The 23,396-nt window shown below is 61.2% G+C and carries 22 protein-coding genes and 2 pseudogenes; 15 read left to right on the top strand and 9 right to left on the bottom strand.

Translation table 11 applies throughout. The features are described 5' to 3' along the window. Positions 1-189 precede the first annotated feature (189 nt). Together J2W17_RS09535 and J2W17_RS09540 are read left to right on the top strand one after the other, a co-directional pair. Complete coding sequence (locus J2W17_RS09535) at positions 190-945, top strand: SDR family oxidoreductase (protein WP_307332860.1); 756 nt, start codon at positions 190-192, stop codon at positions 943-945. A gap of 186 nt (positions 946-1,131) precedes the next feature. Continuing rightward, positions 1,132-1,539 carry a cupin domain-containing protein gene (locus J2W17_RS09540; protein WP_307332863.1) on the top strand — a complete coding sequence of 136 codons (408 nt, stop codon included), beginning with the start codon at positions 1,132-1,134 and terminating at the stop codon, positions 1,537-1,539. A 39-nt stretch (positions 1,540-1,578) separates the two neighbouring features. Here the strand turns inward: J2W17_RS09540 and J2W17_RS09545 are convergent, their stop codons facing one another. After that, on the bottom strand, positions 1,579-2,577 hold the full coding sequence (locus J2W17_RS09545; protein ID WP_307332866.1) for a bile acid:sodium symporter family protein: 999 nt from the start codon (positions 2,575-2,577) through the stop codon (positions 1,579-1,581). A 237-nt stretch (positions 2,578-2,814) separates the two neighbouring features. Here J2W17_RS09545 and J2W17_RS31100 point away from each other — a divergent pair. The 6 genes and pseudogenes from J2W17_RS31100 to phnE form a co-directional block, all read left to right on the top strand. Then, a pseudogene (locus J2W17_RS31100) lies at positions 2,815-3,126 on the top strand (isochorismate lyase); the annotation flags it as partial. After that, a pseudogene (locus tag J2W17_RS31105) lies at positions 3,121-3,522 on the top strand (glyoxalase superfamily protein); the annotation flags it as partial. The pseudogenes J2W17_RS31100 and J2W17_RS31105, both read left to right, overlap by 6 nt. Before the next feature lie 183 nt (positions 3,523-3,705). Next, positions 3,706-4,557: a putative selenate ABC transporter substrate-binding protein gene (locus tag J2W17_RS09555; RefSeq protein WP_307332873.1), complete on the top strand. Its 852-nt coding sequence runs from the start codon at positions 3,706-3,708 to the stop codon at positions 4,555-4,557. Then, complete coding sequence (locus J2W17_RS09560) at positions 4,554-5,351, top strand: phosphonate ABC transporter ATP-binding protein (protein WP_307332876.1); 798 nt, start codon at positions 4,554-4,556, stop codon at positions 5,349-5,351. The genes J2W17_RS09555 and J2W17_RS09560 overlap by 4 nt, the downstream gene beginning before the upstream one ends. Next, positions 5,345-6,172: a PhnE/PtxC family ABC transporter permease gene (locus J2W17_RS09565; RefSeq protein WP_307332879.1), complete on the top strand. Its 828-nt coding sequence runs from the start codon at positions 5,345-5,347 to the stop codon at positions 6,170-6,172. Before J2W17_RS09560 ends, J2W17_RS09565 begins: the two co-directional genes overlap by 7 nt. Further along, positions 6,169-6,936 (top strand): phosphonate ABC transporter, permease protein PhnE, encoded by a 768-nt coding sequence (phnE, locus tag J2W17_RS09570; RefSeq protein ID WP_307332882.1) that lies wholly within the window; start codon positions 6,169-6,171, stop codon positions 6,934-6,936. The genes J2W17_RS09565 and phnE overlap by 4 nt, the downstream gene beginning before the upstream one ends. A gap of 27 nt (positions 6,937-6,963) precedes the next feature. Here the strand turns inward: phnE and J2W17_RS09575 are convergent, their stop codons facing one another. From J2W17_RS09575 to J2W17_RS09585, 3 genes are read right to left on the bottom strand one after another with little or no spacing between them, the layout of a single operon-like run. Beyond that, entirely contained in the window at positions 6,964-8,472 is a 1,509-nt protein-coding gene (locus J2W17_RS09575; RefSeq protein ID WP_307332886.1) for a tripartite tricarboxylate transporter permease, read from the bottom strand. Positions 8,473-8,496: 24 nt separating this feature from the next. Continuing rightward, the gene (locus J2W17_RS09580) at positions 8,497-8,991 is read right to left on the bottom strand and encodes a tripartite tricarboxylate transporter TctB family protein (protein WP_307332889.1); all 495 of its coding nucleotides are present in this window, start codon (positions 8,989-8,991) and stop codon (positions 8,497-8,499) included. Then, complete coding sequence (locus tag J2W17_RS09585; protein ID WP_307332892.1) at positions 8,988-9,959, bottom strand: tripartite tricarboxylate transporter substrate binding protein; 972 nt, start codon at positions 9,957-9,959, stop codon at positions 8,988-8,990. The genes J2W17_RS09580 and J2W17_RS09585 overlap by 4 nt, the downstream gene beginning before the upstream one ends. 223 nt (positions 9,960-10,182) lie before the next feature. On the opposite strand from J2W17_RS09585, the gene chrA reads away from it, so the two are divergent. The 4 genes from chrA to J2W17_RS09605 all read left to right on the top strand — a co-directional run bounded on the left by chrA (position 10,183) and on the right by J2W17_RS09605 (position 13,866). Then, entirely contained in the window at positions 10,183-11,379 is a 1,197-nt protein-coding gene (gene chrA / locus J2W17_RS09590) for a chromate efflux transporter (protein WP_307332896.1), read from the top strand. Between the two features lie 212 nt (positions 11,380-11,591). Next, a complete protein-coding gene (locus J2W17_RS09595; protein WP_307332899.1) occupies positions 11,592-11,942 on the top strand; it encodes a DUF6152 family protein in 351 nt (116 codons plus the stop codon). Further along, positions 11,942-12,454 (top strand): DUF6644 family protein, encoded by a 513-nt coding sequence (locus J2W17_RS09600; protein WP_307332902.1) that lies wholly within the window; start codon positions 11,942-11,944, stop codon positions 12,452-12,454. The genes J2W17_RS09595 and J2W17_RS09600 overlap by 1 nt, the downstream gene beginning before the upstream one ends. A gap of 209 nt (positions 12,455-12,663) precedes the next feature. Then, positions 12,664-13,866, top strand: a complete 1,203-nt coding sequence (locus J2W17_RS09605) for an NAD(P)/FAD-dependent oxidoreductase (protein WP_307332904.1) — start codon at positions 12,664-12,666, stop codon at positions 13,864-13,866. A gap of 185 nt (positions 13,867-14,051) precedes the next feature. On the opposite strand, the gene J2W17_RS09610 is transcribed toward J2W17_RS09605, so the two are convergent. Next, positions 14,052-15,140: a polyamine ABC transporter substrate-binding protein gene (locus J2W17_RS09610; RefSeq protein WP_307332907.1), complete on the bottom strand. Its 1,089-nt coding sequence runs from the start codon at positions 15,138-15,140 to the stop codon at positions 14,052-14,054. Positions 15,141-15,194: 54 nt separating this feature from the next. Next, on the bottom strand, positions 15,195-16,496 hold the full coding sequence (locus J2W17_RS09615) for an NAD(P)/FAD-dependent oxidoreductase (RefSeq protein WP_307332910.1): 1,302 nt from the start codon (positions 16,494-16,496) through the stop codon (positions 15,195-15,197). 166 nt (positions 16,497-16,662) lie between these two features. Between J2W17_RS09615 and J2W17_RS09620 the strand changes: the two genes are divergently transcribed. Beyond that, a complete protein-coding gene (locus J2W17_RS09620; RefSeq protein WP_307332913.1) occupies positions 16,663-17,577 on the top strand; it encodes a LysR family transcriptional regulator in 915 nt (304 codons plus the stop codon). A gap of 95 nt (positions 17,578-17,672) precedes the next feature. On the opposite strand, the gene J2W17_RS09625 is transcribed toward J2W17_RS09620, so the two are convergent. Continuing rightward, on the bottom strand, positions 17,673-17,894 hold the full coding sequence (locus J2W17_RS09625) for a hypothetical protein (protein ID WP_307333339.1): 222 nt from the start codon (positions 17,892-17,894) through the stop codon (positions 17,673-17,675). Positions 17,895-18,367: 473 nt separating this feature from the next. Here J2W17_RS09625 and J2W17_RS09630 point away from each other — a divergent pair, with 473 nt between their 5' ends. Both J2W17_RS09630 and J2W17_RS09635 read left to right on the top strand, forming a co-directional pair. After that, positions 18,368-19,552, top strand: coding sequence for an acetyl-CoA C-acyltransferase family protein (locus J2W17_RS09630; RefSeq protein ID WP_307332916.1), 1,185 nt, complete (start codon positions 18,368-18,370; stop codon positions 19,550-19,552). A gap of 138 nt (positions 19,553-19,690) precedes the next feature. Further along, entirely contained in the window at positions 19,691-22,078 is a 2,388-nt protein-coding gene (locus tag J2W17_RS09635; protein WP_307332919.1) for a DUF3772 domain-containing protein, read from the top strand. Positions 22,079-22,102: 24 nt separating this feature from the next. On the opposite strand, the gene J2W17_RS09640 is transcribed toward J2W17_RS09635, so the two are convergent. After that, entirely contained in the window at positions 22,103-22,756 is a 654-nt protein-coding gene (locus J2W17_RS09640) for a peroxiredoxin (protein WP_307332922.1), read from the bottom strand. 152 nt (positions 22,757-22,908) lie between these two features. Then, positions 22,909-23,238: a hypothetical protein gene (locus J2W17_RS09645; RefSeq protein WP_307332924.1), complete on the bottom strand. Its 330-nt coding sequence runs from the start codon at positions 23,236-23,238 to the stop codon at positions 22,909-22,911. Between the last annotated feature and the right edge of the window lie 158 nt (positions 23,239-23,396).

Below are 23,396 nucleotides of genomic sequence, written 5' to 3' on the forward strand. Positions count from 1 at the left end.
AAATCCGATGATTTATGTCCTTGGCAGCATTAGGCGCCCGCCCTAAGTTGGCAGTCAATGCGGCTTGTTCACAGGACGCCGCGACTTTCGAAATGTGTGACAGGCGTCCGCTGCAGGCATTGATTGCACCTGCACCCGCGAGCGCGGGCCACACCTTCTCCGGCACACCCTGCAGACGGAGGCACTCTCATGAAAATAGTCGTCATCGGCGGAACGGGCTTGATCGGCACCCAGTTGTGCAACCTCTTGCGCGAAGAGGGACACGATGTCCTGCCAGCCTCGCCGAACACCGGGGTCAACACCATTACCGGCGAAGGGCTGCAGGCCGCGCTCCAAAGGGCCGACGTGGTCGTCGACGTCGCCAACTCACCTTCGTTCGAAGATGCCGCCGTGCTGGAGTTCTTCCAGACCTCCGGGCGTAACCTGTTCGCCGCAGAGAAGGCCGCGGGGGTCAAACACCACGTCGCACTCTCGGTCGTGGGCACGGAACGGATGCTCGACAGCGGATACTTCCGGGGCAAGATGGCCCAGGAGCAGTTGATCAAGGAATCCGGGGTGCCCTACTCGATCCTGCGGGCGACGCAGTTTTTCGAGTTCATCGGGCCCATCGCACACTCCGGCGCAAAAGGCGACACCGTGCGCCTGACCACCGCTGCACTGCAGCCGGTTGCCTCGGCCGATGTCGCGGCGGCATTGGCGAAGATTGCCGTGGCAGCGCCCAGCGGCCAGACCGCGGAAGTGGCCGGTCCCGACCGCCAGCCGTTGGTCTCGTTCGTCAAAGCCTATCTGCAGCACAACCAGGATCCGCGCGAAGTGATTGCCGACGATACCGCCACCTACTATGGAGCGCCGATCGACGACCAGTCGTTGACCCCGGGGGCCAATCCGATCATCGGGCCGACCCGCTTCGGGGCATGGCTCAAGAGCGGCTCCGCACACTGCTGACAGGCGGGCCATGGGGCATGCTCGCTCCTCGGCTGACACCTGACACATGTAGGAGCGAGCTTGCTCCGGGCGGCGTTCCGACGATGGTCTCAAGGGCGACGCGTTTATCCAGCACCGGCGCGTCATCGTTAACGTCCATCGCGAGCAAGCTTGCTCCTACGGCCCTTGCAAGATCAGGAGAGTCTCATGCGATCCCGTTATTTGCTTGCCCTGCTCACTCTGTTGCCTGGAATAGCTCTTTCAGCCCAAGGCCAGACCACTGCGCCACCCCCTGTCGTCAGCCCGGTCATGGTCCAGGCACTTCCCGACTATCCGGGCAAGGAAGTGCTGATCATAACGGTCGAGTACCCACCCGGCGGCGCGGACCCGGTGCATCGACACGACGCCCATGGATTCGTCTATGTGCTCGAGGGCTCAGTCGTCATGGGCGTGGCGGGCGGCAAGGAAGTCACTCTGACCCCGGGGCAAAGCTTCCACGAAGGCCCCAGGGATATCCATACGGTGGGGCGCAACGCCAGCAAGGAAAAAAGCGCCAAGTTCCTGGTGTTCCTGCTGAAGCAACAGAACAAGCCGCCGGTCATTCCTGTCGAGTGAGCGAGGCTGTCCGCGAAGGGCCATTTGAAGGCTGAAGGATCAGGGATCAACCTGGCCCATCAGTTCGGCGACCGTTTCCGAGCGGTTGGCAAAGCGCTGCGCCAATACCGCGCACACCATCAACTGAATCTGATGGAACAGCATCAGCGGCAGGATCAACACACCCAGGGTGCTGCCGGCGAACAATACCTGGGCCATCGGCACACCGGTCGCCAGGCTTTTCTTCGAACCACAGAACAGGATGGTGATGCGGTCTTCCTGATTGAAGCCCAGGATTTTGCCAGACACGGTGGCGATCAGCAGCACCAGCGCCAACAGGAGGCAGCACACCACCACCAACCCGGCCAGCGCCCAGAGCGGAATCTGATGCCAGATGCCTTCGACCACCGCAGCGCTGAACGCACCGTAGACCACCAGCAGGATCGAGCCCTGATCGACGAACTTCAGCCAGTGCTTGTTGCGCGCAACCCAGGCGCCGATCCAGCGCCGGGCGATCTGTCCGGCAATGAATGGCAGCAACAGTTGCACGCTGATTTTCACAATCGCATCGAGGGTCGAACCGCCCTCGCCGTGCACATCCAACAGCAAGGACACCAGCAACGGCGTGAGAAAGATCCCGAACAGGCTGGACGCCGCCGCACTGCAAATCGCCGCCGGAATGTTGCCACGGGCCAGGGAGGTGAACGCAATCGCCGACTGTACGGTGGCCGGCAGTGCGCAAAGATAAAGCATGCCCATGTACAGATCGTTGCCGATCAGCGGTGACAACAAGGGTTTGAGCGCCAGGCCGAGCAGCGGGAACAGGACAAAGGTCAGGCCGAACACCAGCAGATGCAGACGCCAGTGGCCTGCACCGGCAATGATCGACTCGCGCGACAGTTTGGCGCCATGCAGGAAAAACAGCAGGCCGATGGCTATGTTGGTCAGCCAGCCAAAGCCGACACCTATTTCACCGCTGGCGGGCAGGATACTGGCGAGAACCACCACGCCAATCAAGGTCAGGGTGAAGTTGTCAGGCAAGAAGCGAGGGCGGGTCATAAGCATCATCCGGGCGCCAGGAACGTAGCGACGACTGTAACCCGCCTGCGGCTGACCGGCTAACGCCAATAAGCCAGTAGATGCCGCCAAAAGGACATGGCAGACGCTTTGTTCTCGTCCCGCAGCTTCCAGTCGACATTACCAGCGATTCCAACGATCATCGCTCGCTGCATTAAGTAACGCCGAGAATGCATCCGCAAGGCCCCCCGATCTTTTCAATAAAAGGAGCTCACCTACATGGAAGTCATCATCCCATTACAACCTTCCGAGTGCGCAGGCATGGAGGACATCCGGCGGGAAATCGATGCCCTCGACCAGACGGTTATCAAACTGTTAGGCAAGCGCTTCCACTACGTGTTGGCTGCCTCGAAGTTCAAGACATCGGCGACCTCGGTGCGTGCCCCGGAGCGATTGAAGACGATGCTGGCGACACGTCGCGAATGGGCCGAAGCCGAAGGCCTGAGCCCGGATGCGATCGAGAAAATGTACAGCGATCTGGTGAATCACTTCATTGCCGAAGAGATGAAACACTGGGCAGCTCAGCACACCGCGTCAGCGATGCTTCCCCAGGAAAGCACCCCTCCCGCGATTACCTTCGACAAACCCATCCCGATATTGCGGATGTTCGACGAAACCAAGGCGCGGGAGTTTTATCTGGATTTTCTGGGTTTCAGCGTCGAATTCGAGCACCGGTTCGAAACCGGTCTACCGCTGTACCTGGGGATCAGCCGGGACGGTCTGCAACTGCATCTGTCCGAACATCATGGGGATGCGAGCCCCGGGGCCACGGTATTTGTGCCCATGCACAATATCGAAGGGCTGCGGGATGAATTGCTAGCCAAACGCTATGGCTACGGCCGTCCGGATATTGTCCAGCAGGGCTGGGGGCAAGTGCTGGAAGTCTACGACCCTTTCGGTAACCGGATCCGGTTTTGTCAGAGCTGACCTGGCTGGCGGACCGGGCAAGCCCGGTCGCCTTGGGTTGATTGCCACCCAGGAACATGGATGGCAATTGGGCCCGAGGCGGTCATTATCGTTCCATTTCGTCTACCCTCACCAAGCGCCGTGCAGCAAACGACTTGTGCCCGGCGCCTCGACATTCTTGCGTTAATGCACCGGAGATTCTTCATGTTCAAACGCCCCTTGGCATTGGCCGTTGGCTTGACCCTGACTTTTTGCACCCTGCTGGCCCAGGCCGCCGACACCCTGAAAGTCAGCGCCATTCCCGATGAAGCGCCCACCGAACTGTTGCGCAAGTTCAAGCCGCTGGGCGCTTATCTGGAACAGCAATTAGGCATGAAGGTCGAGTTCGTTCCCGTGAGCGACTACCCGGCCGTGGTCGAGGCGCTCGCGACCGACCGGATCGACATGGCCTGGCTGGGCGGCTTCACGTTCGTGCAGGCCCGCCTGAAAACCGGCAATGCCATACCGCTGGTACAGCGCGAGCAGGACGCTCAATTCACCAGCAAATTCATTACCGCCGACCCGGCGGTCAAGTCGCTGGCCGATCTCAAGGGCAAGACCTTTGCCTTCGGCTCGGTGTCTTCGACGTCGGGCAGCCTCATGCCGCGTTATTTCATGCTTAAAGACGGCATCAAGCCGGAAACGTACTTCAGTCGAGTGGGCTACTCCGGTGCCCATGACGCCACCGTCGCCTGGGTCCAGGCCGGCAAGGTGGACGCCGGTGTGCTGAACGCCAGCGTCTGGGAAAAGCTGGTCAATGCCGGCAAGGTCGACACCACCAAGGTCAAAGTGTTTGCCACCACCCCGGCCTACTTCGACTACAACTGGACGGTGCGCGGGACCCTCGACCCGGCGCTGGCGGCGAAGATCAAGGCGGCCTTCCTCGCGCTCGATCCGGCGAAGCCAAAGGACAAGGAAATCCTCGATCTGCAGGCCGCCAGCCGATTCATCGAAACCAGCCCTGAAAACTACAAGGGCATCGAAGAGGCCGCACGCGCCGCCGATCTGCTCAAATGACGTTGCATCTGACCCAGGTCAGCCTTACCCACGCCAACGGCGTCCAGGCGCTGCAGGATGTGGACCTGCACATCGCAGCACGGGAACAGGTCGCCATCATCGGCCCGTCCGGGGCGGGCAAGTCGAGCCTGCTCAACCTGCTGGCCACCGCCCTGCGACCGGGCAGCGGCGAGTTGCAGATACTCGGCGAGCGCGCCTGGCAGCTGTCTGCCCGTCAGCGCCAGCGGCTGCGCGCACGCATCGGCCTGATTCATCAAGCGCCCCCGCTGCCACCGCGCCAGCGCGTGGTCACCGCGGTCCTGGCCGGTAAGCTGGGCCAGTGGGGCCTGGGCAAGAGCCTGCTGAACCTGCTGCATCCGCTGGATATCCCGGGTGCACGCGCGGCATTGGCCAGGCTGGACCTTGGCGACAAGTTGTTCGAGCATTGCCAGCAACTGTCCGGCGGACAACTGCAGCGCGTGGGCATCGCCCGGGTGTTGTATCAAGCGCCCGAAGTGTTGCTGGCCGATGAGCCGGTATCGGCCATGGATCCGGTATTGGCCGAGCACACGCTGTCGGTGCTGTGCCGCCATGCCCGGGAACACAACGTCACCCTGGTCGCCAGCCTGCATGCGGTGGAGTTGGCCCTGGCGCATTTTTCGCGGATCATCGGCTTGCGTGACGGGCAGATTCTGTTCGACCTGCCCGCCGATGCCGTCGACCGCGAGCTGCTCGACAAGCTCTACGCCAATGAGCAATTGCAGTCGTCGCCTGTTCCTCCGGCCCCCCTGGTTGTGCAGATTCCCCGATGCTGACACGCGATACCCGAGATCCCGCCACCCGCCCCCGCCTGCTCCTCACGTTGCTGGCCCTTGTCCTGCTATGGCCAGGCATCCACTTCAGCGAGTTGGACCTGGGCGTACTGGTCGCCAGTGACAGCCAGAGCGAGATCGGCAAGTTCGTGTCGGCCTTCTGGCCGCCCGCCCATGACGAAGCGTTCATCGAGCTGTTGGTGCAAGCCACCCTGCAGACCCTGGCCATCGCCACGGCCGGCATGGCGCTGGCTTTGCTGTTGGCCATCCCCGCCAGCCTGCTGGCCAGTCGTGCCCTGTCGCTGTCCGCGGCCTCCCGTGCCGGCCACCCGGGCTTGTGGGGCCGACTGCTGCGCTGGCCGGTACGCGGCTTGCTGATTTTCCTGCGCAGCGTGCCGGAAATCGTCTGGGCCCTGCTGTTCGTACGCGCCGTCGGCCTGGGCCCGACGGCCGGGGTGCTGGCCATTGCCATTACCTACAGCGGCATGTTGGGCAAGGTCTACGCGGAGATTTTCGAATCCGTCGACCAACGCCCGGCCCACGCGCTGCTGCAGTCCGGCAGCGGTCGGCTGGCGGCCTTTAGCTACGGAATCCTGCCCAATGTCGCTGCGGAGTTGCTGTCGTACACGGTGTACCGCTGGGAATGCGCCATCCGCGCCTCGGTGGTGATGGGCTTCGTCGGCGCCGGTGGCCTGGGCCAGCAAATGGACCTGTCGTTGCGCATGTTCGCCGGTGGTGAAGTGGCCGGTTTGTTGTTGACGTTCCTGGTGCTGGTATTGCTCGCCGATCAACTCAGCCGCCTGCTGCGCTGGAGGCTGACATGAATCGCCTGGTGAACCTGATCCTGCTGTTATGCATCGGCGCCGCGGTCGTCACTTCGTTCATCTATCTGGGCATCGATCTCGGCGAGCTCGGCGGCAGCGGCAACCTGGACCGGATGGGCGCTTATGCCCAGCGTTTCCTCAGTCCGGACCTGAGCCCGGGCCATCTGCAAGCCATCGGTCATGGCGCCCTGGAAACCATTGCCATGTCAGCCCTGGGCACCCTGCTCGCGGCGGTCTTCGGTCTGCTATTGGCATTGCCCGCGGCCGGGCGCTTTGGCTGGCCCTTGCAAAGCGCGTCGCGCCTGATGCTCAATGCCCTGCGCGCGGTGCCGGAACTGGTGTGGGCCGCGTTGATGGTGCTTGCCGCCGGTCTCGGGCCCAATGCCGGCACCCTGGCATTGGCCCTGCACACCACCGGCGTGCTCGGTCGGCTGTTCGCCGAAGCGCTGGAAAACACCCCGCCCGAACCCGCCGACGCCATCCGCCTGCAGGGTGGCAATGCCGTTTGGGCGTTCTGTTACGGCACCCTGCCCAACCTGTTGCCACAGCTGCTGGCCTACATTCTGTACCGCTGGGAAAACAATATCCGCATGGCCAGCGTGCTTGGCTTCGTCGGCGCCGGTGGCTTGGGGCAAATGCTCTATGTCAGTCTCAGCCTGTTCCAGGAAGCCCAGGCCAGCACGGTGATCCTGGCCATGCTGATCCTGGTATTCGCCGTCGACACCTTGAGCAGCTGGAGCCGTCAACGCTGGGTCAAGGCCTGACTGCAAGCTCCCTGCACCACTGGCGTCTCAATCATCCTCATGCAACTTGATCCCCCGCGCATGCAGCAGATGAGGCACCAGCAGCACCAGCAACGTCAGCGCCAGGAACGCCGCCGATATCGGTTGCGTCAGAAACACCGTCCAGTCCCCCTCGCTGATGGACAAGGCGTTACGCAGTTGCTTTTCAGCCATCGGCCCCAACAGCATGCCGACGATCACGGGGGCGACGGGGAAGTCGAAGCGCCGCATCAGCACCCCACCCCAACCGATCGCCAGCATCAGCAACAGATCGAAGGAAGAGTGGCGCATGCCGTACACACCGATGGTGGCAAACACCAGAATGCCGGCGTTCAGATACGGCCGGGGAATCTGCAGCAGCTTCACCCAGAGGCCCACCAGTGGCAGGTTCAACACCAGCAGGATGACGTTGCCGATGTAGAGCGAGGCCACCAGGGTCCAGACCAGGGCCCCCGAGGTCTCGAAAAGCATCGGCCCCGGTTGCAGGTTGTAGTTCTGGAACGCGGCCAACAGGATCGCCGCGGTGGCAGATGTGGGAATGCCGAGCGTCAGCAGGGGCACCAGCGAACCGGTAGCGCTCGCGTTGTTCGCAGCTTCGGGGCCGGCAACGCCTTCGATCGCGCCCTCGCCTTTGCTGGCGGCGAATTCCTTCGGGTATTTGCTGAGTTTGCGTTCGGTCGAATAGGACAGGAAGGTCGGAATTTCGGCGCCACCGGCCGGGATCGAGCCAAAGGGAAAACCGATCAGCGTTCCTCGCAGCCAGGCGGGCACCGAGCGCTTCCAGTCAGAGCGGGTCATCCACAACGAGGTCAAGCGGTGCCGGCCGGCTTCTGCTTCTTTTTGATAAAGCAGGCTGTACAAGGCCTCCCCCACCGCAAACAACCCGACCGCCACCAGCACCACCTCGATGCCATCCACCAGCTCGGGGACCCCCAAGGTGTATCGGGCTATGCCCGAAGTCGAGTCCAGGCCGATCAAACCGACGATCAGACCGATCCCCAATGAGGCAAAGCCTCGCAGCATCGACGCCCCCAGCACCGCAGACACTGTGGTGAACGACAGCACCAGAATCGCGAAATACTCCGCGGGACCGAACTTGAGCGCGAGTTTGGCCACAAGAGGAGCAAACAGGGTCAGCAGTATGGTCGCGATGGTGCCGGCCACGAAGGAGCCGATCGCCGCCGTTGCCAGGGCCGGTCCCGCCCGGCCGTTGCGGGCCATGAGATTGCCTTCCAGGGCGGTGACCATGGACGACGACTCACCCGGGGTATTGAGCAGGATGGAGGTGGTCGAACCGCCGAATTGAGCGCCGTAATAGATACCGGCAAACATGATCAAGGCTCCGGTAGGATCGACCTTGGCGGTGATCGGCAACAGCAAGGCCACCGTCAGCGCTGGTCCGATTCCCGGCAGGACACCAATCGCAGTGCCCAACAGACAGCCGATAAACCCATACATCAAATTGATCGGCGTCAGTGCCGAGGAAAACCCCATCGCCAGGTTTGCGAGAATGTCCACCGTATCGATCTCCTTCGGCCCGGTTCAAATCCAGGCGTTGACCAGGGGCGGCAAGGAAACCCCCAAGCCGGCATTGAACAACCAGTAGATCGGCAGCGTCAGGGCCATGCCGATGGCGAGATCGCGCACCGGACTGCGGCTGCCAAAACCCCGTGCCGAACAGGTAAACAACAAGGCGGCCGCCAACACGAACCCGATGAAGTTGATGAGCAAGGCCACCCCCAGAAGCCCCGCCGTGACCCAGGCCGCACCGGCTTTTCCGCCGGGCACGACGCCTGCCGACTCGTCGTTGTGGTCGGCCAGGTCGCGAAAGCCGCCCGTGACCGCCTGGTAGCTCAGCAACAGGCCCACGGCGCCGAGAAATGCCGCGACGGCAAAGGGATAGACGTGCGCCCCGAGGATGACGAACCCCATCTCGGGGGGAAACCGATACGCGCCGAACGCGAGCACTGCGCTGATGGCAATCACGCCGAGGCCAATCGCCAGTTGCGTCGGCCCAATCCTGCGTATCTGAGTCATTTCGCAACCAACCCGACCTCGACCAGCATCGCACGCAGCCGCACGTGCTCTTCGTCGACAAACTTGCCGAACTCATCGCCGGTCAGGACGTTGGGTGACCATTTGTTGGTTTCGATATTTTCTTTCCATACATTGCTGTTGCTGGCGGCCACGACCGCGTCGGTCACTTCTTTGCGCTGCTCGGGCGTGAGGCCTGCGGCGCCGTAAACGCCGCGCCAGTTGCCGATCGTCACGTCGTAGCCACTCTCCTTGAGCGTCGGTGCATCGATGCCGGCCACACGCTCGGGCGCGCCGATGGCCAGCACCCGGAACTGGCCGTTCCTGATGTACTGGCCAAGTTCGGCATAACCGCCGGTAATCACCTTGATCTGACCGCCCAAGGCCTGGGCAACGACTTCACCGCCACCGGCGAAGGCGACGTAATTCACCTTGTTGACCGGCACCCCCATTTTGCCCGCCAGCTCGGCAATCCCGATGTGATCGATCGACCCCTTGGAACCACCGCCCCAGGAGATGCTGGTCGGCTTGTCTTTAAAGGCCTTGAGCAAGTCTTCCAGGGTCTTGAATTCGGATTCCTTGCGTACCGCGAGCACGTTGTACTCGGTGAACAACCGCGCAATCGGTGTCACGTCCTTCAGGGTGATCTGCGGTTTGTTCTGTTCAATGGCCGTCACCATGATCGCGCCGACGACCAGCAGCGCATTCGGATCGCCTTTAGTGCTGTTGGCAAATTGCGCCAGCCCCAGGGTTCCCCCTGCGCCGCCCTTGTTCTCGAAGGTGGTGGATTTCGCCGCTTTGGCCTCGACCAGGGCTTTGCCCAGCACCCGGGCGGTCTGGTCATAACCGCCACCCACGGAGCCTGGGGCCATGAACTTGACGGTGTCCAGCGCGAAAGCCGGCGCTGCAAGGGCCGCAGCAGTAATGCCGGCTGCAAGGTAACGATTGAATCGATGGAACAAAGCGGACATGAGTTGTCTCCCGATTGCATTGTTTTTATAGTTGCCGGCTGAACATCGATCAGGGCGCAGTCGCTGTTCAATGAAGCCTGGCCTGCGGATAAGCGTAGGCCATGCTCAGGACGACGGCATATAAGGATGAGTCGCTTCGAAAGGGAGCACCTTTTACAGTCATCCAATCCTGCTATCGTCGTTCGATGATTGAACCGGACCCATTCATCAGGAAGGCGAATACATGGCCAACGCGCGTGCCGATGACCGCAGCAGTGCGTGGTCGGTGTTTCTGATCTTCCTGCGCCTCGGGCTGACCTCCTTCGGGGGCCCCATTGCGCACCTGGGCTACTTCCGCGATGAGTTCGTCACACGTCGACGCTGGCTGAGCGAAAGCAGTTACGCGGACCTGGTCGCGCTCTGCCAATTCCTGCCGGGGCCGGCGAGCAGTCAGGTCGGCATCGCGCTGGGGTTGTCCCGGGCGGGATACGGCGGCGCGCTGGCGGCCTGGGCCGGCTTTACGCTGCCTTCGGCGATGGCCATGATCCTGTTTGCACTGGGCATTTCCCGATTTGGCACGGCCATTTCCCCCGGCGCACTGCATGGCCTCAAGGTGGTGGCCGTCGCGGTGGTCGCGCAAGCGGTTTGGGGCATGGCGCGGAACCTGTGCACGGACGCGCCGCGAGTCACCCTCATGGCGATCGCGGCGTGCGTCGCCCTGCTCGAACCGTCCGCCTGGGGCCAGGTCAGCGTGATTGCTGCCGCGGCCGTCGCTGGCCTCCTGTTGTTCAAGCCCGGGCATCGTGCCGGCCACGATCCACTGCCGATCACGATCAGACGCCGGACCGGGGCAATCTGGCTGGCGCTGTTCCTCGCATTGCTGGTGGGCCTGCCGCTCCTGACCCAGGTGCTGCCCAATCAAACCGTGGCGATGGTGGATGCCTTCTACCGGGCCGGATCGCTGGTATTCGGCGGAGGGCACGTCGTTCTGCCCCTGCTGCAAGCCGAGGTGGTGCCCAGCGGCTGGGTCGGCAATGATGCCTTCCTCGCCGGGTATGGTGCCGCCCAGGCGGTGCCCGGACCTTTGTTTACGTTCGCCGCGTTCCTTGGCGCGTCGATGAACCTCACCCCTTCTGGCTGGATCGGCGGCGTGATCTGCCTGCTGGCGATCTTCGCGCCAGCCTTTCTGTTGATCATGGGCGTGTTGCCTTTCTGGGAGCGCTTGCGCCGCAGTTTACGCACCCAGGCCGCCCTGGCCGGGGTGAATGCGGCGGTGGTCGGTCTGCTGCTGGCCGCGCTGTATCAGCCGGTCTGGACCAGCGCCATTGTCCAGGCGCAAGACTTCGCCCTGGCATTGGTCGCGCTGGTGACGCTGATGTACTGGAAACTCCCGCCCTGGCTGGTGGTTATCGGCTGCGGGGTCGCAGGATGGCTGTTGTAGGAGCCGGCTTGCCGGCGAAGGCGTCTGCAGGGGCGGGGCAAGACTTGAGGTCGCCTTCGCTGCGGTGCGGCGATCCGACACGCCGGCTTCTACAGGATCACCGGCGTGCCGCTGGGAGCAATGCCGAGCTATTCTAGAAACCATCTTCGGTGGCATCCTGCCCCGTGCGTCAGGCAACGAATAGATCAATGACCTGCAACAGGAGACTTGTCATGAAAGGCATGCTCGGCAGCATTGGATTGTCACTCTTATTGGCCGCAACGGCGGCTTTCGCTCATCACGGCTGGAGTGAATATGACTCCAGCACGCCCCTGAACCTCAATGGCACGATTGAAGAATCCGGCTACTCCCATCCCCACGGTTTCGTGCGTCTCAAGACAGCGGACAAGACCTGGACCGTCGTCCTCGCACCGCCTTCGCGCATGGAGAATCGCGGCCTTACCCGGGACATGCTGAGTGTGGGAAACAAAGCGGCCGTCGTCGGCTACCAGAACCGCAACAAGCCTGAAGAACTGCGCGCCGAACGCATCACCATCGGCGACAAGACCACAGAGCTACGCTGATGCAGGTTGTCGACAGCAGCGCTGGAACCGGGTCGGATGGCTGGCTGGACTGGTTGAATGACTCGCCAGTCGGCGTGGTCATGCGCGGCGACTTGTGGCTGTATCCGATAATCGAGGTGGTTCACATCATCGGTTTCACGGTGCTGGTCGGCTCGGTCCTGATGTTCGATCTGCGGGTGCTCGGGCTGTCGAAAGACATTGCGGTCACGGCCCTGGCGCGCCACCTCCTGACCTGGTCGATTGCGGCCCTGCTGTTGATCGTGCCTGCGGGGCTGATGATGTTTTCAGCCCATCCCCATGATTTCGCCTCCAACGGCGTGTTTATCCTCAAGCTTTGCCTGATCGCCACGGCAGGCGTCAATGCTGCCCTGTTCCACGTCGGTGTATATCGCTCCGTCGACCGATGGAATACCGCCGTTGCGGCACCTGGCATTGCAAAGGTCCAGGCGCTGATTTCGATTGCGCTCTGGGTCTCCGTGATCCTTTGCGGTCGACTGTTGGCGTACACCTGAGCCAATTTGCCTGCGACGCCGCGCGCTTCATTACTTTGTCCAGGTTGTGGCGTTAATTCAGGGTTTTTTGTCCTGTCGGATGACAAACATTGCTCTTAGGATTTGTCACCGTTACCCAGCCGCGCTGTCGTAGCTGGCTCGGAAAAAACCCTTGAACGCGTCCGATGGGTCATCACTCATCGTTGCGACTTCGTCTTCTGGAAAAAACCATGACACAGCACATTCTGATTGTTGGTGCAGGATTCGGTGGCGTTTGGAGCGCCTTGAGCGCGGCCCGTCTGTTGGACCAGCATGATCGCAATGACGTCCGGATCACCGTCCTGGCCCCACAGGCGGAACTGAGAATCCGACCCCGGTTCTATGAGCCGGATGTGCACAGGATGATGGCGCCGCTGGGCGAGCTGTTCGATGCGGTGGGCGTGAAATTCGTACAAGGCTCGGCCGACGGGATCGATGTGCAGGCCAAACAGGTGACCTACAGCGACGTGCACGGTACGCAAGGCCGGTTGAAGTTTGACCGACTGGTCCTGGCCGCCGGCAGTCGCCTCATTCGTCCTCCCCTTGAAGGTATGATCGAGCACGCATTCGACGTCGACCAGATTGAAACGGCCACGCTGCTGGAAGTCCATATCAAGTCGCTGAAGAACCGGCCTGCCAGCGCCGCCCGCAACACCGTGGTGGTCGCCGGTGGCGGCTTCACCGGTATTGAAACCGCCACCGAAATGCCGGCCCGCTTGCGTGCTGCGCTGGGTGACGACGCGGACATCCGGATCATTGTCGTGGACCGCGGACCGCAAATCGCCGCGTCGATGGGTGACGGTATTCGTCCCGCCATCATCGAAGCTTCCGAGCACCTGGGCATCGAATGGGTACTCAACGCGACAGTCGCCTCGGTAGATGCCAGTGGCGTCACGCTCGCCGACGGGCAGCGTATCGAGTCGAGTACCGTGATCTGGACGGTCGGGTTTCGCGCCAGTCCACTGACCGAGCAAATCGCCGGGACCCGGGACCCTAAAGGTCGCTTGCACGTCGATGGTCACTTGAAGGTGCTGGGACAGTCCGACATTTTCGCCACGGGCGATGTGGCGTATGCCGCCACCGACTCCCTGGGGAATTTCGCGGCGATGTCCTGCCAGCATGCCATTTGCCTGGGTCGTTACGCCGGCAACAACGTGGCGGCCGACCTGCTCGGCGTGGCGCCGATGACCTACAGCCAGCCCAAGTACGTGACCTGCCTGGACCTCGGCGCCTGGGGCGCGGTGTTCACTGAAGGCTGGGATCGTCAATTGAAACTGGTGAAACAGGAAGCCAAGGAACTCAAGACCCAGATCAACACCCTTTGGATCTATCCGCCGGCAGCCGATCGGGCGACGGCCCTGGCGGCGGCCGATCCGCTGATTCCAGTGGCATGAACCTGGCTCGCACAGCGCGCCCCTGCCTGGGTTGACCGAGCCACATCCGGGTAATCCCACAGTTAGCCGGCATTGTACGTCCCCCGCGCTCTTTCCCCGGCCAGTGCTCTCTGCTTGCTGAGCCGGCACTTCCCAAACGCCCGCCATTGTTTTTTTCTGGCGGGCTTTTTTTCCGGGCCGCTCAGTCAGGTATCAGTCTTCAGCCTGGTCCACAAGCGGGTACTCAACCGTGCGATGGCCGCAGGCAGTTCCTCCACGGTAAACAACTTGTCCAGCACACTGCCCGGCGGGTAGATCGCCAGGTCCTGTTTCACGGCTGGGACTACATACTGATCCGCCGCCAGGTTGGGATTGGCGTAGTGCACGCTGTTGCTGATGTTGGCAATGACTTGCGGTGTCAGCAGATAATTCATGTAGGCGTAGCCATTCTTCTCGTGCGGTGCGCTCTTGGGCATCACCACCATGTCGAACCACAGGGTCGATCCTTCGTCAGGGATCGAATAGGCGATGTCGATGCCGTTGTTGGCTTCCTTGGCGCTGGCCGCCGCCTGAACCACGTCCCCATTGAAACCGATCACCGCGCAGACATTGCCGTTTGCCAGGTCGCTGATGTACTTGGACGCATGGAAATACTGTACATAGGGTCTGATTTTCAGCAGTGCCTGCTCGGCTTTTTTGTAGTCCGCGGGATCGTGACTGTGGGGCGGCAGGCCCAGGTAGTTGAGGGTGATCGGCAGAACCTGCGTGGGGTTGTCGATAATCGCCACGCCGCACTGGCTCAACTTCTTGATGTTGTTTTCATCGAAAAACAGATTCCAGGAGCGCGTGACATCGGTGTTGCCGAAGATCGCCTTGATCTTCTCGACGTTGTAGCCGATACCCGCGGTGCCCCACATGTAGGGATAGCCGTACTGGTTGCCCGGATCATTGACCTCGAGTTTTTTCATCAGTGCCGGGTCGAGGTTTTTCCAGTTGGGCAGCTGGTTTTTATCAAGCTTTTGCACCGCCCCGGCCTTGATCAATCGGGACAGGAAATGGTTCGAAGGGCTCACCACGTCGTAGCCGGTGTTGCCGGTCATCAGCTTCGATTCCAGCACTTCATTGCTGTCGTGAATGTCGTAAGTGGCCTTGATCCCGGTTTCCCTGGTGAACGTGGTCAGGCTGTCGTCGGCTATGTAGCCGTTCCAGTTCGAGATGTTGACGACTTCGTCGGCGTAGCAGGCTGCCGACAACGTCGTCAGCACGACCATCAGCGGAATATTGTTGACGCGCATGTTCAATCACCTGGTTGTTGATGAGCTTTTGTTGTTTTGCGATTACCGGGTTTTCTAGACTTCTGTCCGGGCCCTGACTGCCTCCACGCGCATGCGCAGCATGGCACCGATATCGAGCAAGGGTCGCGGCGGCAGCCAGCCCGGCCGGGCCCGGTGCATGACGGATGCCAGGATCGGCGAGCAGGCGCCCGAGGCCAGTTCGGCGAGCAGGCGTCCCCACAGGGTGCCGCGCGCGACGCCCGAACCGTTGCAGCCGGCCACGGCGAAAACGCCCTCTTCGACCTTGGCAAAGTAAGGCTGGCCGGAGCGTGAGGCGCTCAGGTGGCCGGTCCAGGTGTGTTGGATGTCCTGCTCGTTGAGCCATGGAAAACGTCGTTGCAAGCCGAGCACATGGTGTTTTCGACGTTGCTTGAGTTCACTGCCGGACAAGTCCCGGGAACGGTATTCCGCGGTGTTGCGGATCATCACCCGACGGTCCGGCGTCAGGCGCACCGTGGCGCCAAGTGGCCGGGTAGAGAGCACGCCCCAGGGTTCGACAGCGCCCATGGCATTGAACTCTTCGTCACTGAGCGGGCGCGTGAGGCTGGCGCTGAGTTCCATCGCGAAGGTGCCGCTGTCCGCGATTCCGGCCCGCGGGATGAACGCGTTCAGGCAGACGAGCACCTGCCTGGCTTCGATGCTCGCGTTGACAGCGTTGGCGCGCAGGCTTGCGTTACTCAAACGCTCCAGGCCGGTAATGTCGGTGTTTTCGTAGAGGCTGACACTGTCCGGTAGCGTGTCCAGGAGCCCCTTCACATACTTCGCCGGTTGTAGTAGTGCGTTGCCATTGCCACACCAGATCGCGGCCTGGTAATGACTGGTTCCCAGCTTCTTGCTCAGCGCTTCGCCTTGCAGGAACTGCGCAGATGCGCCGACGGCACGCAGGGTTTGCAGCTTGGCCTCGACCTGGGTCAGTTTGCCCGGATCGCTGACGGCGAAGTAATAACCCGAATCGCGAAAATCACACTCGATGCCATGCCGGACGATGCGCTGGCGTACTTCCTCGCTGGCGACCAGGGAAATTTCGGTATCCACTGCAAAATCAGCGAAACCCCGACGGCCGATCAGTTCGTCATCGGTGGGGTGTTCATGCCCCACCACGAAGCCTGAGTTGCGCGCCGAAGCCCCCTGCGCCGCACGCTGCCGGTCGACGATCACGATGCGTGCCTGAGGGTGCATGCCTGCCAGGGAATGCGCGGCACACAGGCCGGTGATGCCGGCACCAATAATCAGCCAGTCAGCCTTTTGCGTGCCGCTCAGGTGAGCGCGAGCCGGAGAATCTCCCGCTTGTGCGATCCAGCCACATCTATTTTCCATGCGTCACCTCGTTCGACTGTCATTGCGCGAGCCGTCTCTGCCCAAAGTACAATCTCATGCGAGAATCGCATCAGTGGTTTGAGTTGGCGGTAGCTAGAGCTAGAATCTAAAGGGCCTTAGGCAATACGACCAACGTTATAAAATCATCGAGCCATTCAGAAAACGCATGGATACAATTCGCCACGTTCCTTCGCTTCACGCTTTGCAGGCATTGGTCGAAGTCGCCGACACCGGTAGCTTCACCCAGGCTGCGCAGACGCTGTGCCTGACCCAAAGCGCGGTAAGCAGGAAAATCCAGCAACTGGAGAGTCACTTCGGCTTACCGATGTTTGTGAGGAATAGCCGCCATGTTCGACTGACGCCGGAAGGCGAACAGGTGCTGGCAACTGCGCGCAATATCCTGGCGCAACTGACATCACTGGAAGATCGACTTGCACCGCAGAAACGCCCTTTCCGCATCCGCATGCATGTGTCGCTGGCGGTGCGATGGTTGCTGCCGAAGTTGAGCGAGTTCTATCGCAGTCATCCGGACGTTTCGCTGGCGATCGAAACCGTGGCGACTGAGATGGTAGAGCCGGCGATCGATAGCGATGCCTACATCCTCTATCTGCCGCAGCCATCCACTGATGCGGATAGCCTGACCCTGTTCGAGGAAGCCCTGGTGCCGGTGTGCGCCCCGGGGCTGGGCAGCCCGGCCGGGCCGTTGCAGTCGGTGGAAGATCTGGTGGGCTTTGCGCTGCTGCATCGTTCGGCAGACAAACATGATTGGAGCCAATGGCTGACAGCCAATGACGGCAAGTCCCTGGAGGATTACCGACACATCCCCTTCAACCTTGACGAGCTGGCGCTCGATGCCGCGGCGCGAGGATTGGGGGTGGCCATGACCGACCTGACCCTGGCGGTCGAATCCATCGAACGGGGCGTGTTGGTCATACCCTTCGGTCCGCCCCTGAAAACTCGTGGCGTCTACGCACTGAACCTGCAACCTTCAGCAGCCTCGCATCCGGCATGCGGGCTGATCATGCAATGGTTTGCCCAACAGGCCGAACGGCCTTCGCCAGCAGCCTCGCCCCCACAATGAACCTGGCCAGTTCACGCTGGTAACTCCTGTGGGAGTGAGCTTGCTCGCGATGGCGCCAGCGCGAACACCAACAATCGTCGCACCAAGCCCGACGCCTAGGTGCCACGCCCCAACCCTTCAATCGCATTAGCAAAAGCACTGCCGGCCTGCCGAACCAGTACACGCCATTCAACGCTGTTGATCAGCCCTTTGCGCTCCATCTCATCGGCGGCCTTGAGCAACTCGTCGTATTGCTCTTCAGCATCCATACGGATCTGGGGCTCTTTCAGGAGCTGATACCACGCTTCCAGGGCCTGCGCTTTCGGATCATCATTCATGGTCAAACTCCCGGCTGTGACGGTTGTTGGAAGTTTTTTCACGAATGGCCGTTCCTCGATTCCGACGTACGGCGTTCAATCATCAGCAATTGATCCCGGGTCATGGAAGCGCTTTTGGGGCGCGAGCATGTGCTGGATTACCAGGCCCAGGGGGTATGGTGCATCAGTGATCATTGACAAAGACGCCAGATGGTAACGCTCAGGTTGTCACCGAGATGCAAGAACACCGCGTTATGTAGGAGCCGGCTTGCTGGCGAAGACGGCGGCACATTCAACAGAAGTGTTGGCTGGGAGACCGCATTCGCTGGCAAGCCAGCTCCTACAGTTGACCGCGAGCACATCAAGTAAAATGGCAAAAAACACCAGCGCCTTTGAGCAGTTTCGGCATAGGCGCAACACTTTGCCGAATCTAGACTTGCCCTCCTAAAGGCATCCAAGCTAATAAAATCCGGTGCTGATCCAGGAGAACCACCATGACCCCATCCGACATTTTCGTTATCAGCGCCGTGCGCTCGGCCATCGGCAGCTTTGGCGGCTCGCTCAAGGATGTGTCACCCATCCAGCTGGCGACCGACGTTTGCCGCGCCGCCATCGAGCGTTCCGGCCTGGCGCCTGAGCACATCGGTCATGCCGTAATGGGGCATGTGATCCCGACCGAAGCACGGGATGCCTATATCTCCCGGGCCGTGGCAATGAACGCCGGCCTGCCCAAGGAAACGCCGGCGTTCAACGTCAACCGTCTCTGCGGTTCCGGTTTGCAGGCGATTGTCAGTGCCGCACAAAGTCTGATGCTGGGGGATGCCGGAGCGGCGCTGGCCGGTGGCGTCGAGTCCATGAGCCGCGGTGCCTATCTGTTGCCGCAGGCACGCTGGGGCGCACGCATGGGTGACGTGCAGGCCATCGACTTCATGCTCGGTGTGCTGCAAGACCCCTTTGCCGGTTTCCACATGGGCATCACCGCGGAAAACATCGCCGAACGTTATGGCATCAGCCGTCAGGCCCAGGATGAGCTGGCGCTGCTGAGTCAGCAGCGTGCGGCCCGGGCGATTGCCGAAGGCCGGTTTGTCGGGCAGATCGTGCCGATCGAAGTGGCGAGCCGCAAAGGTACGGTGACCTTCTCCACCGACGAACACGTGCGCGCCGAGGTCAACGCCGAACAACTGGGCAAGATGAAACCGGCCTTCAAGAAAGACGGTAGCGTCACCGCCGGCAACGCCTCCGGCCTCAATGACGGCGCTGGTGCGCTGATCCTGGCCACCGGTGAAATGGTCCGTGCCCAAGGCCTCAAGCCCATGGCCCGACTGGTCGGGTATGCCCATGCCGGTGTCGAGCCGGAACTGATGGGACTGGGCCCGATTCCCGCCACCCGGCTGCTGCTCAAACGCGCCGGCCTGACCGTTGCCGACCTGGATGTCATCGAGTCGAACGAGGCCTTCGCCGCCCAGGCCTGTGCCGTGGCGCAAGAATTGGGCTTCGATCCGGAGAAGGTCAACCCCAACGGTTCGGGGATCTCCCTGGGGCATCCGGTGGGCGCCACCGGTGCGATTATCGCCACCAAGGCCCTTCATGAACTGCACCGTGTTCAGGGTCGTTATGCCCTGGCGACCATGTGCATTGGCGGCGGCCAGGGCATTGCCGTGTTGTTCGAACGCGTCTGAACAGGCCGGCGTCGATCGACGCTCCTGCCCCCGTCCGACGGGGGCAGGGTCAATGCACCCGACAAACTATCCATCGAACATGGGCGCGATGACCTAACCTCATAGGCTGAATGACTAATAACAGAGTCGATCACGCTTATGCGCCCTGCATTGAAAGCCATGATCTTCGTCGCTTTCACGCTTTTCGGGTCGAGTCCCGGAACGCTAATGGCGGCCGACCTGCCGGACGTTCCGGCGCCCAGGCCGGGGATCGCAACCCTTGCGGTTTCCCAGAGCGATCTTCAGGCGTTGCAACTTCGCCTGGACAGCCTCAAACAGCAGATCTCGCTGGTTCACAACTACAACCAGCTGGAAGGCCCTCAGGACCAGGTTCATGGGTTCATCCTTGATGTCGATCGCCTGACGGCTTCGCTGCTGCCCGTGCAGACTCAACTCAATGCCCAACTCGGAGTGCTGGGGCCCGCACCGCTCGACGACGTTGCCAGCGAGCAATCCGACATCGCCGCGCAAAGGAAATCGCTCGCCGAGCAAAAAAACAAAATCGATTCCACCCTCAAAACCCTGGCAGCACTCAAACAAAGTGCCGCCGACCTCCTCACCCAGATCGCCGGCATTCGACGCAACCTGCTCGAAAGCGAATTGACCCTGCGCACCCGAAGCATCCTCAGCCCGGGATTCTGGTCACCGATATTTACCCCCTCAGCGGACGACCGGCAGCGCTTGGGATTCTTCATCGACCAGGCGGGGGATGTCCTCAAGTCCGCCTGGCAACCCGGCCAGCGCCTGTTCACTACCGCACTATTGTTGCTGGCCCTGGTCATCTGGACGCTGGGCCGCAGGCTCGCCGAACGGGGGTTGACCTGGCTGTGCATTCACCGGATGCCGGAAGGCCGCCTGCGCCGAAGCTCCCTCGCACTGGCCTCGGTGCTGGCCACGGTATTGACCGTCGGCTTCTCCCTGCAATTGCTGTTTTTTGTCTGTACGCGGCAAAGTCCACTGACACCGATGCTGACCACCTTCTCCCAGGAATTCGAAAAAGTGGTGTATGCCTGTGTCCTGATTACCGCCTTGAGCCGCGCCTTGTTGTCCACGCAACACCCCTCCTGGCGGCTGCCGGCAATTTCCGATCCAGTGGCGCTGGCGCTCGAACCCTTTCCCCGGCTGTTCGCCGCAACCCTGTTGGTGCTGATGACGATTATCCAGGTGGCCAATGCCACCGGCATGGGCAGTGATCTGGTGATCGCGGGCCGAGGCGTCATCGCGCTGACGGTCACCTTGATTATCATTTTTCTAATGGTGCGTACCGGTAAAGTCCGAAGACAAGTGGTGGCGAGCGGCGAGGCAACCGAAGCCGGAACGACCTTCGCCAGCTTGCTCTATGCCCTCACCGGTCTGGCGTTGTTGATTGCCCTGTTATCACTGCTCAGCGGCTACATTTCTCTGGCGAGGTTCATCACTTACGAACTGGTCTGGTCATTCCTCATCATCTGCGGGTTTTATATGCTGATGCAGCTGGCGAAGGACGCCTGCGAGTATCTGTTTGCGCCCAAAAGCCCGAGTGGCAAGGCGCTGAAACAGATGCTGGGCATCGATGATCGCCGACTGGAGCAGATCGAGGTCATTCTATCGGGGGTCAGTCGGGCAGGGTTATTGCTGTTAGCGGCGGTCACACTGCTTGTCGGGGGCATAGGAACGACGCTCGGACAACTGATCACCAACGTCTTTTCCATGGTCGGTGGCGGTGGGCTGCGCAAACTCAACATTATCCCGGGCCACCTGCTCAACGCAGTGCTGGCACTGATGATTGGCGTTTACCTGATCCGATCATTGCGCCGCTGGCTGGATAACGAATTTCTACCCAAAACCGACATGGACCCGGGCATGCGGGCCTCGCTCAGCACGCTGTTCGCCAACATCGGCTATGCCCTGGTCATACTGCTGACGCTGTCATCACTGGGCGTGCAGTGGACCAATCTGGCCTGGATCGTCAGCGCCTTGTCAGTGGGTATCGGCTTTGGCTTGCAGGAGATCGTCAAAAACTTCGTTTCAGGCCTGATCCTGCTGACCGAGCGGCCGGTGAAGGTGGGCGACCTGATCAGTATCAGCGGGGTCGAAGGTGACATCCGCCGAATCAACGTGCGGGCCACCGAAATCCAGCTCAGCGACCGCTCGATCGTCATCGTCCCGAACTCGCAGCTGATCTCGCAGAACCTGCGCAACGTGACCTTGGGCGGCAGTGCCCAGGGGGTAGCGACACTCGAGCTCACCTTCCCATTGGACATCGACCCCGAGCAGGTGAAAAACCTGCTGTACGATACCTATTGCGAGCACGAGACCATTCTCGACAAACCGGCGCCGGTGGTCCGGTTCAGCAAACTGACCCCCGAAGGCATCACGCTGACCGTCACCGGTTATGTCGGCAGCCCGAGAATTGTCAGCACCACCAAAAGCGACCTGCTGTTCGAGATCCTCAAGCGCCTGGGTGCCGCCGGGATCGAACTGGCCAAACCGGCACCCGCGGTGTGAGCGGGTGCCCGGCATCGGGGACGGTTACTTCGGTTGCGCCACCGTGCGCAGGTAAGGTTTCACGGTCTTGAAACCTTCCGGATATTTCTTGCGTGCATCCTCGTCGGAGACCGAGGTGGGAATGATCACGTCATCCCCCGGCCGCCAGTTCACCGGAGTAGCGACGGTGTGCTTGGCGTTCAACTGCAGGGAATCGAGCAGTCGCAGCACTTCATCGAAGTTGCGCCCGGCACTCATCGGGTAGATCAGCATCGCCTTGACCTTCTTGTCCGGGCCGATGATGAACACCGAACGCACCGTGGCGTTGTCCACGGCGGTCCGTGCGCCGCCACTGGCGTTGGGATGAATCATGTCGTAGAGCTTGGCCACCACCAGGTTCTCGTCGCCGATCATCGGGTAATTGACCGCATGGCCCTGGGTTTCTTCGATGTCCTTGGCCCAGGTTTTATGGTTACTGACAGGGTCGACGCTGAGTCCGACGATTTTGGTGTTGCGCTTGTCGAACTCGGGCTTGAGGCCGGCCATGTAGCCGAGTTCGGTGGTGCAGACCGGGGTGAAGTCCTTCGGATGCGAGAACAGGATGGCCCATTTGTCGCCAATCCACTCGTGGAAGTTGAGCGTGCCTTCGGTGCTCTCGACGGAAAAGTCCGGTGCTTCGTCGCCAATGCGGATTGCCATGTTCGTTCTCCTCGTGGTGTGGGTAGGGAAACTCTCAGGCGTTCCAGTATAGGAGACGTTGAACACTTCGCCCTGCGCTGTGGCGAGGGGCATTTGCTGCCGCAAAAGGCCAGGCACAGGGTCCAGGGGCTTTCGTGGCCGACGTCATCGCGCTATTTACGCGCCACCTTGTAACGGACGCAGTCATCGTAAAAACCCTGCCGGATCGCCGCCGGCTTGAGCCGCGATTGGCTGTCGTAAGTCTGCTCGGTGATGCCCATGGCCATCATGCGCATCCATGGCTTGCTGAACCGGTACGTCTGTAACTTCTGCCGCGCGGCATACAGCGAGACGCCCGACAGTTTGAGTTCCTGGGCTTTGGCCGCCGTTCCCGCGCCCCAACTGCACATATACCGATCATTCTCCACCAGCTCCCTGGCCTGGACGTAGGCAGCAGTACTCGCCAGCCCGCACGACATGAGCACGATCAACACATTCCGCATTTGCAATCGATCCTAACTATCTGAAAATAAATTGATTTTGGTCAAAATTTCGAGACGTCGGGGCCAGCAAAATGCCTTGAGTGGGCGATAGCCTGTTTTCTCTATGTCCTGCGGACGTTTCTTGCGGGATTTCAAACCTTGGCTATAGCTAACGTTTC

The organism is Pseudomonas lini (assembly GCF_030812475.1).
GTDB lineage: Bacteria > Pseudomonadota > Gammaproteobacteria > Pseudomonadales > Pseudomonadaceae > Aquipseudomonas > Aquipseudomonas lini_A.

Excerpts from the sequence above, each read along its gene's own strand:
- J2W17_RS09625 (WP_307333339.1), bottom strand. The coding sequence starts at position 17,894 with ATGAATGATGATCCGAAAGCGCAGGCCCTGGAAGCGTGGTATCAGCTC.
- J2W17_RS09555 (WP_307332873.1), top strand. The coding sequence starts at position 3,706 with ATGTTCAAACGCCCCTTGGCATTGGCCGTTGGCTTGACCCTGACTTTT.
- phnE (WP_307332882.1), top strand. The coding sequence starts at position 6,169 with ATGAATCGCCTGGTGAACCTGATCCTGCTGTTATGCATCGGCGCCGCG.
- J2W17_RS09535 (WP_307332860.1), top strand. The coding sequence starts at position 190 with ATGAAAATAGTCGTCATCGGCGGAACGGGCTTGATCGGCACCCAGTTG.
- J2W17_RS09560 (WP_307332876.1), top strand. The coding sequence starts at position 4,554 with ATGACGTTGCATCTGACCCAGGTCAGCCTTACCCACGCCAACGGCGTC.
- J2W17_RS09630 (WP_307332916.1), top strand. The coding sequence starts at position 18,368 with ATGACCCCATCCGACATTTTCGTTATCAGCGCCGTGCGCTCGGCCATC.
- chrA (WP_307332896.1), top strand. The coding sequence starts at position 10,183 with ATGGCCAACGCGCGTGCCGATGACCGCAGCAGTGCGTGGTCGGTGTTT.
- J2W17_RS09635 (WP_307332919.1), top strand. The coding sequence starts at position 19,691 with ATGCGCCCTGCATTGAAAGCCATGATCTTCGTCGCTTTCACGCTTTTC.
- J2W17_RS09580 (WP_307332889.1), bottom strand. The coding sequence starts at position 8,991 with ATGACTCAGATACGCAGGATTGGGCCGACGCAACTGGCGATTGGCCTC.
- J2W17_RS09620 (WP_307332913.1), top strand. The coding sequence starts at position 16,663 with ATGGATACAATTCGCCACGTTCCTTCGCTTCACGCTTTGCAGGCATTG.
- J2W17_RS09540 (WP_307332863.1), top strand. The coding sequence starts at position 1,132 with ATGCGATCCCGTTATTTGCTTGCCCTGCTCACTCTGTTGCCTGGAATA.
- J2W17_RS09595 (WP_307332899.1), top strand. The coding sequence starts at position 11,592 with ATGAAAGGCATGCTCGGCAGCATTGGATTGTCACTCTTATTGGCCGCA.
- J2W17_RS09610 (WP_307332907.1), bottom strand. The coding sequence starts at position 15,140 with ATGCGCGTCAACAATATTCCGCTGATGGTCGTGCTGACGACGTTGTCG.
- J2W17_RS09605 (WP_307332904.1), top strand. The coding sequence starts at position 12,664 with ATGACACAGCACATTCTGATTGTTGGTGCAGGATTCGGTGGCGTTTGG.
- J2W17_RS09600 (WP_307332902.1), top strand. The coding sequence starts at position 11,942 with ATGCAGGTTGTCGACAGCAGCGCTGGAACCGGGTCGGATGGCTGGCTG.
- J2W17_RS09585 (WP_307332892.1), bottom strand. The coding sequence starts at position 9,959 with ATGTCCGCTTTGTTCCATCGATTCAATCGTTACCTTGCAGCCGGCATT.
- J2W17_RS09615 (WP_307332910.1), bottom strand. The coding sequence starts at position 16,496 with ATGGAAAATAGATGTGGCTGGATCGCACAAGCGGGAGATTCTCCGGCT.
- J2W17_RS09565 (WP_307332879.1), top strand. The coding sequence starts at position 5,345 with ATGCTGACACGCGATACCCGAGATCCCGCCACCCGCCCCCGCCTGCTC.
- J2W17_RS09545 (WP_307332866.1), bottom strand. The coding sequence starts at position 2,577 with ATGACCCGCCCTCGCTTCTTGCCTGACAACTTCACCCTGACCTTGATT.
- J2W17_RS09640 (WP_307332922.1), bottom strand. The coding sequence starts at position 22,756 with ATGGCAATCCGCATTGGCGACGAAGCACCGGACTTTTCCGTCGAGAGC.
- J2W17_RS09645 (WP_307332924.1), bottom strand. The coding sequence starts at position 23,238 with ATGCGGAATGTGTTGATCGTGCTCATGTCGTGCGGGCTGGCGAGTACT.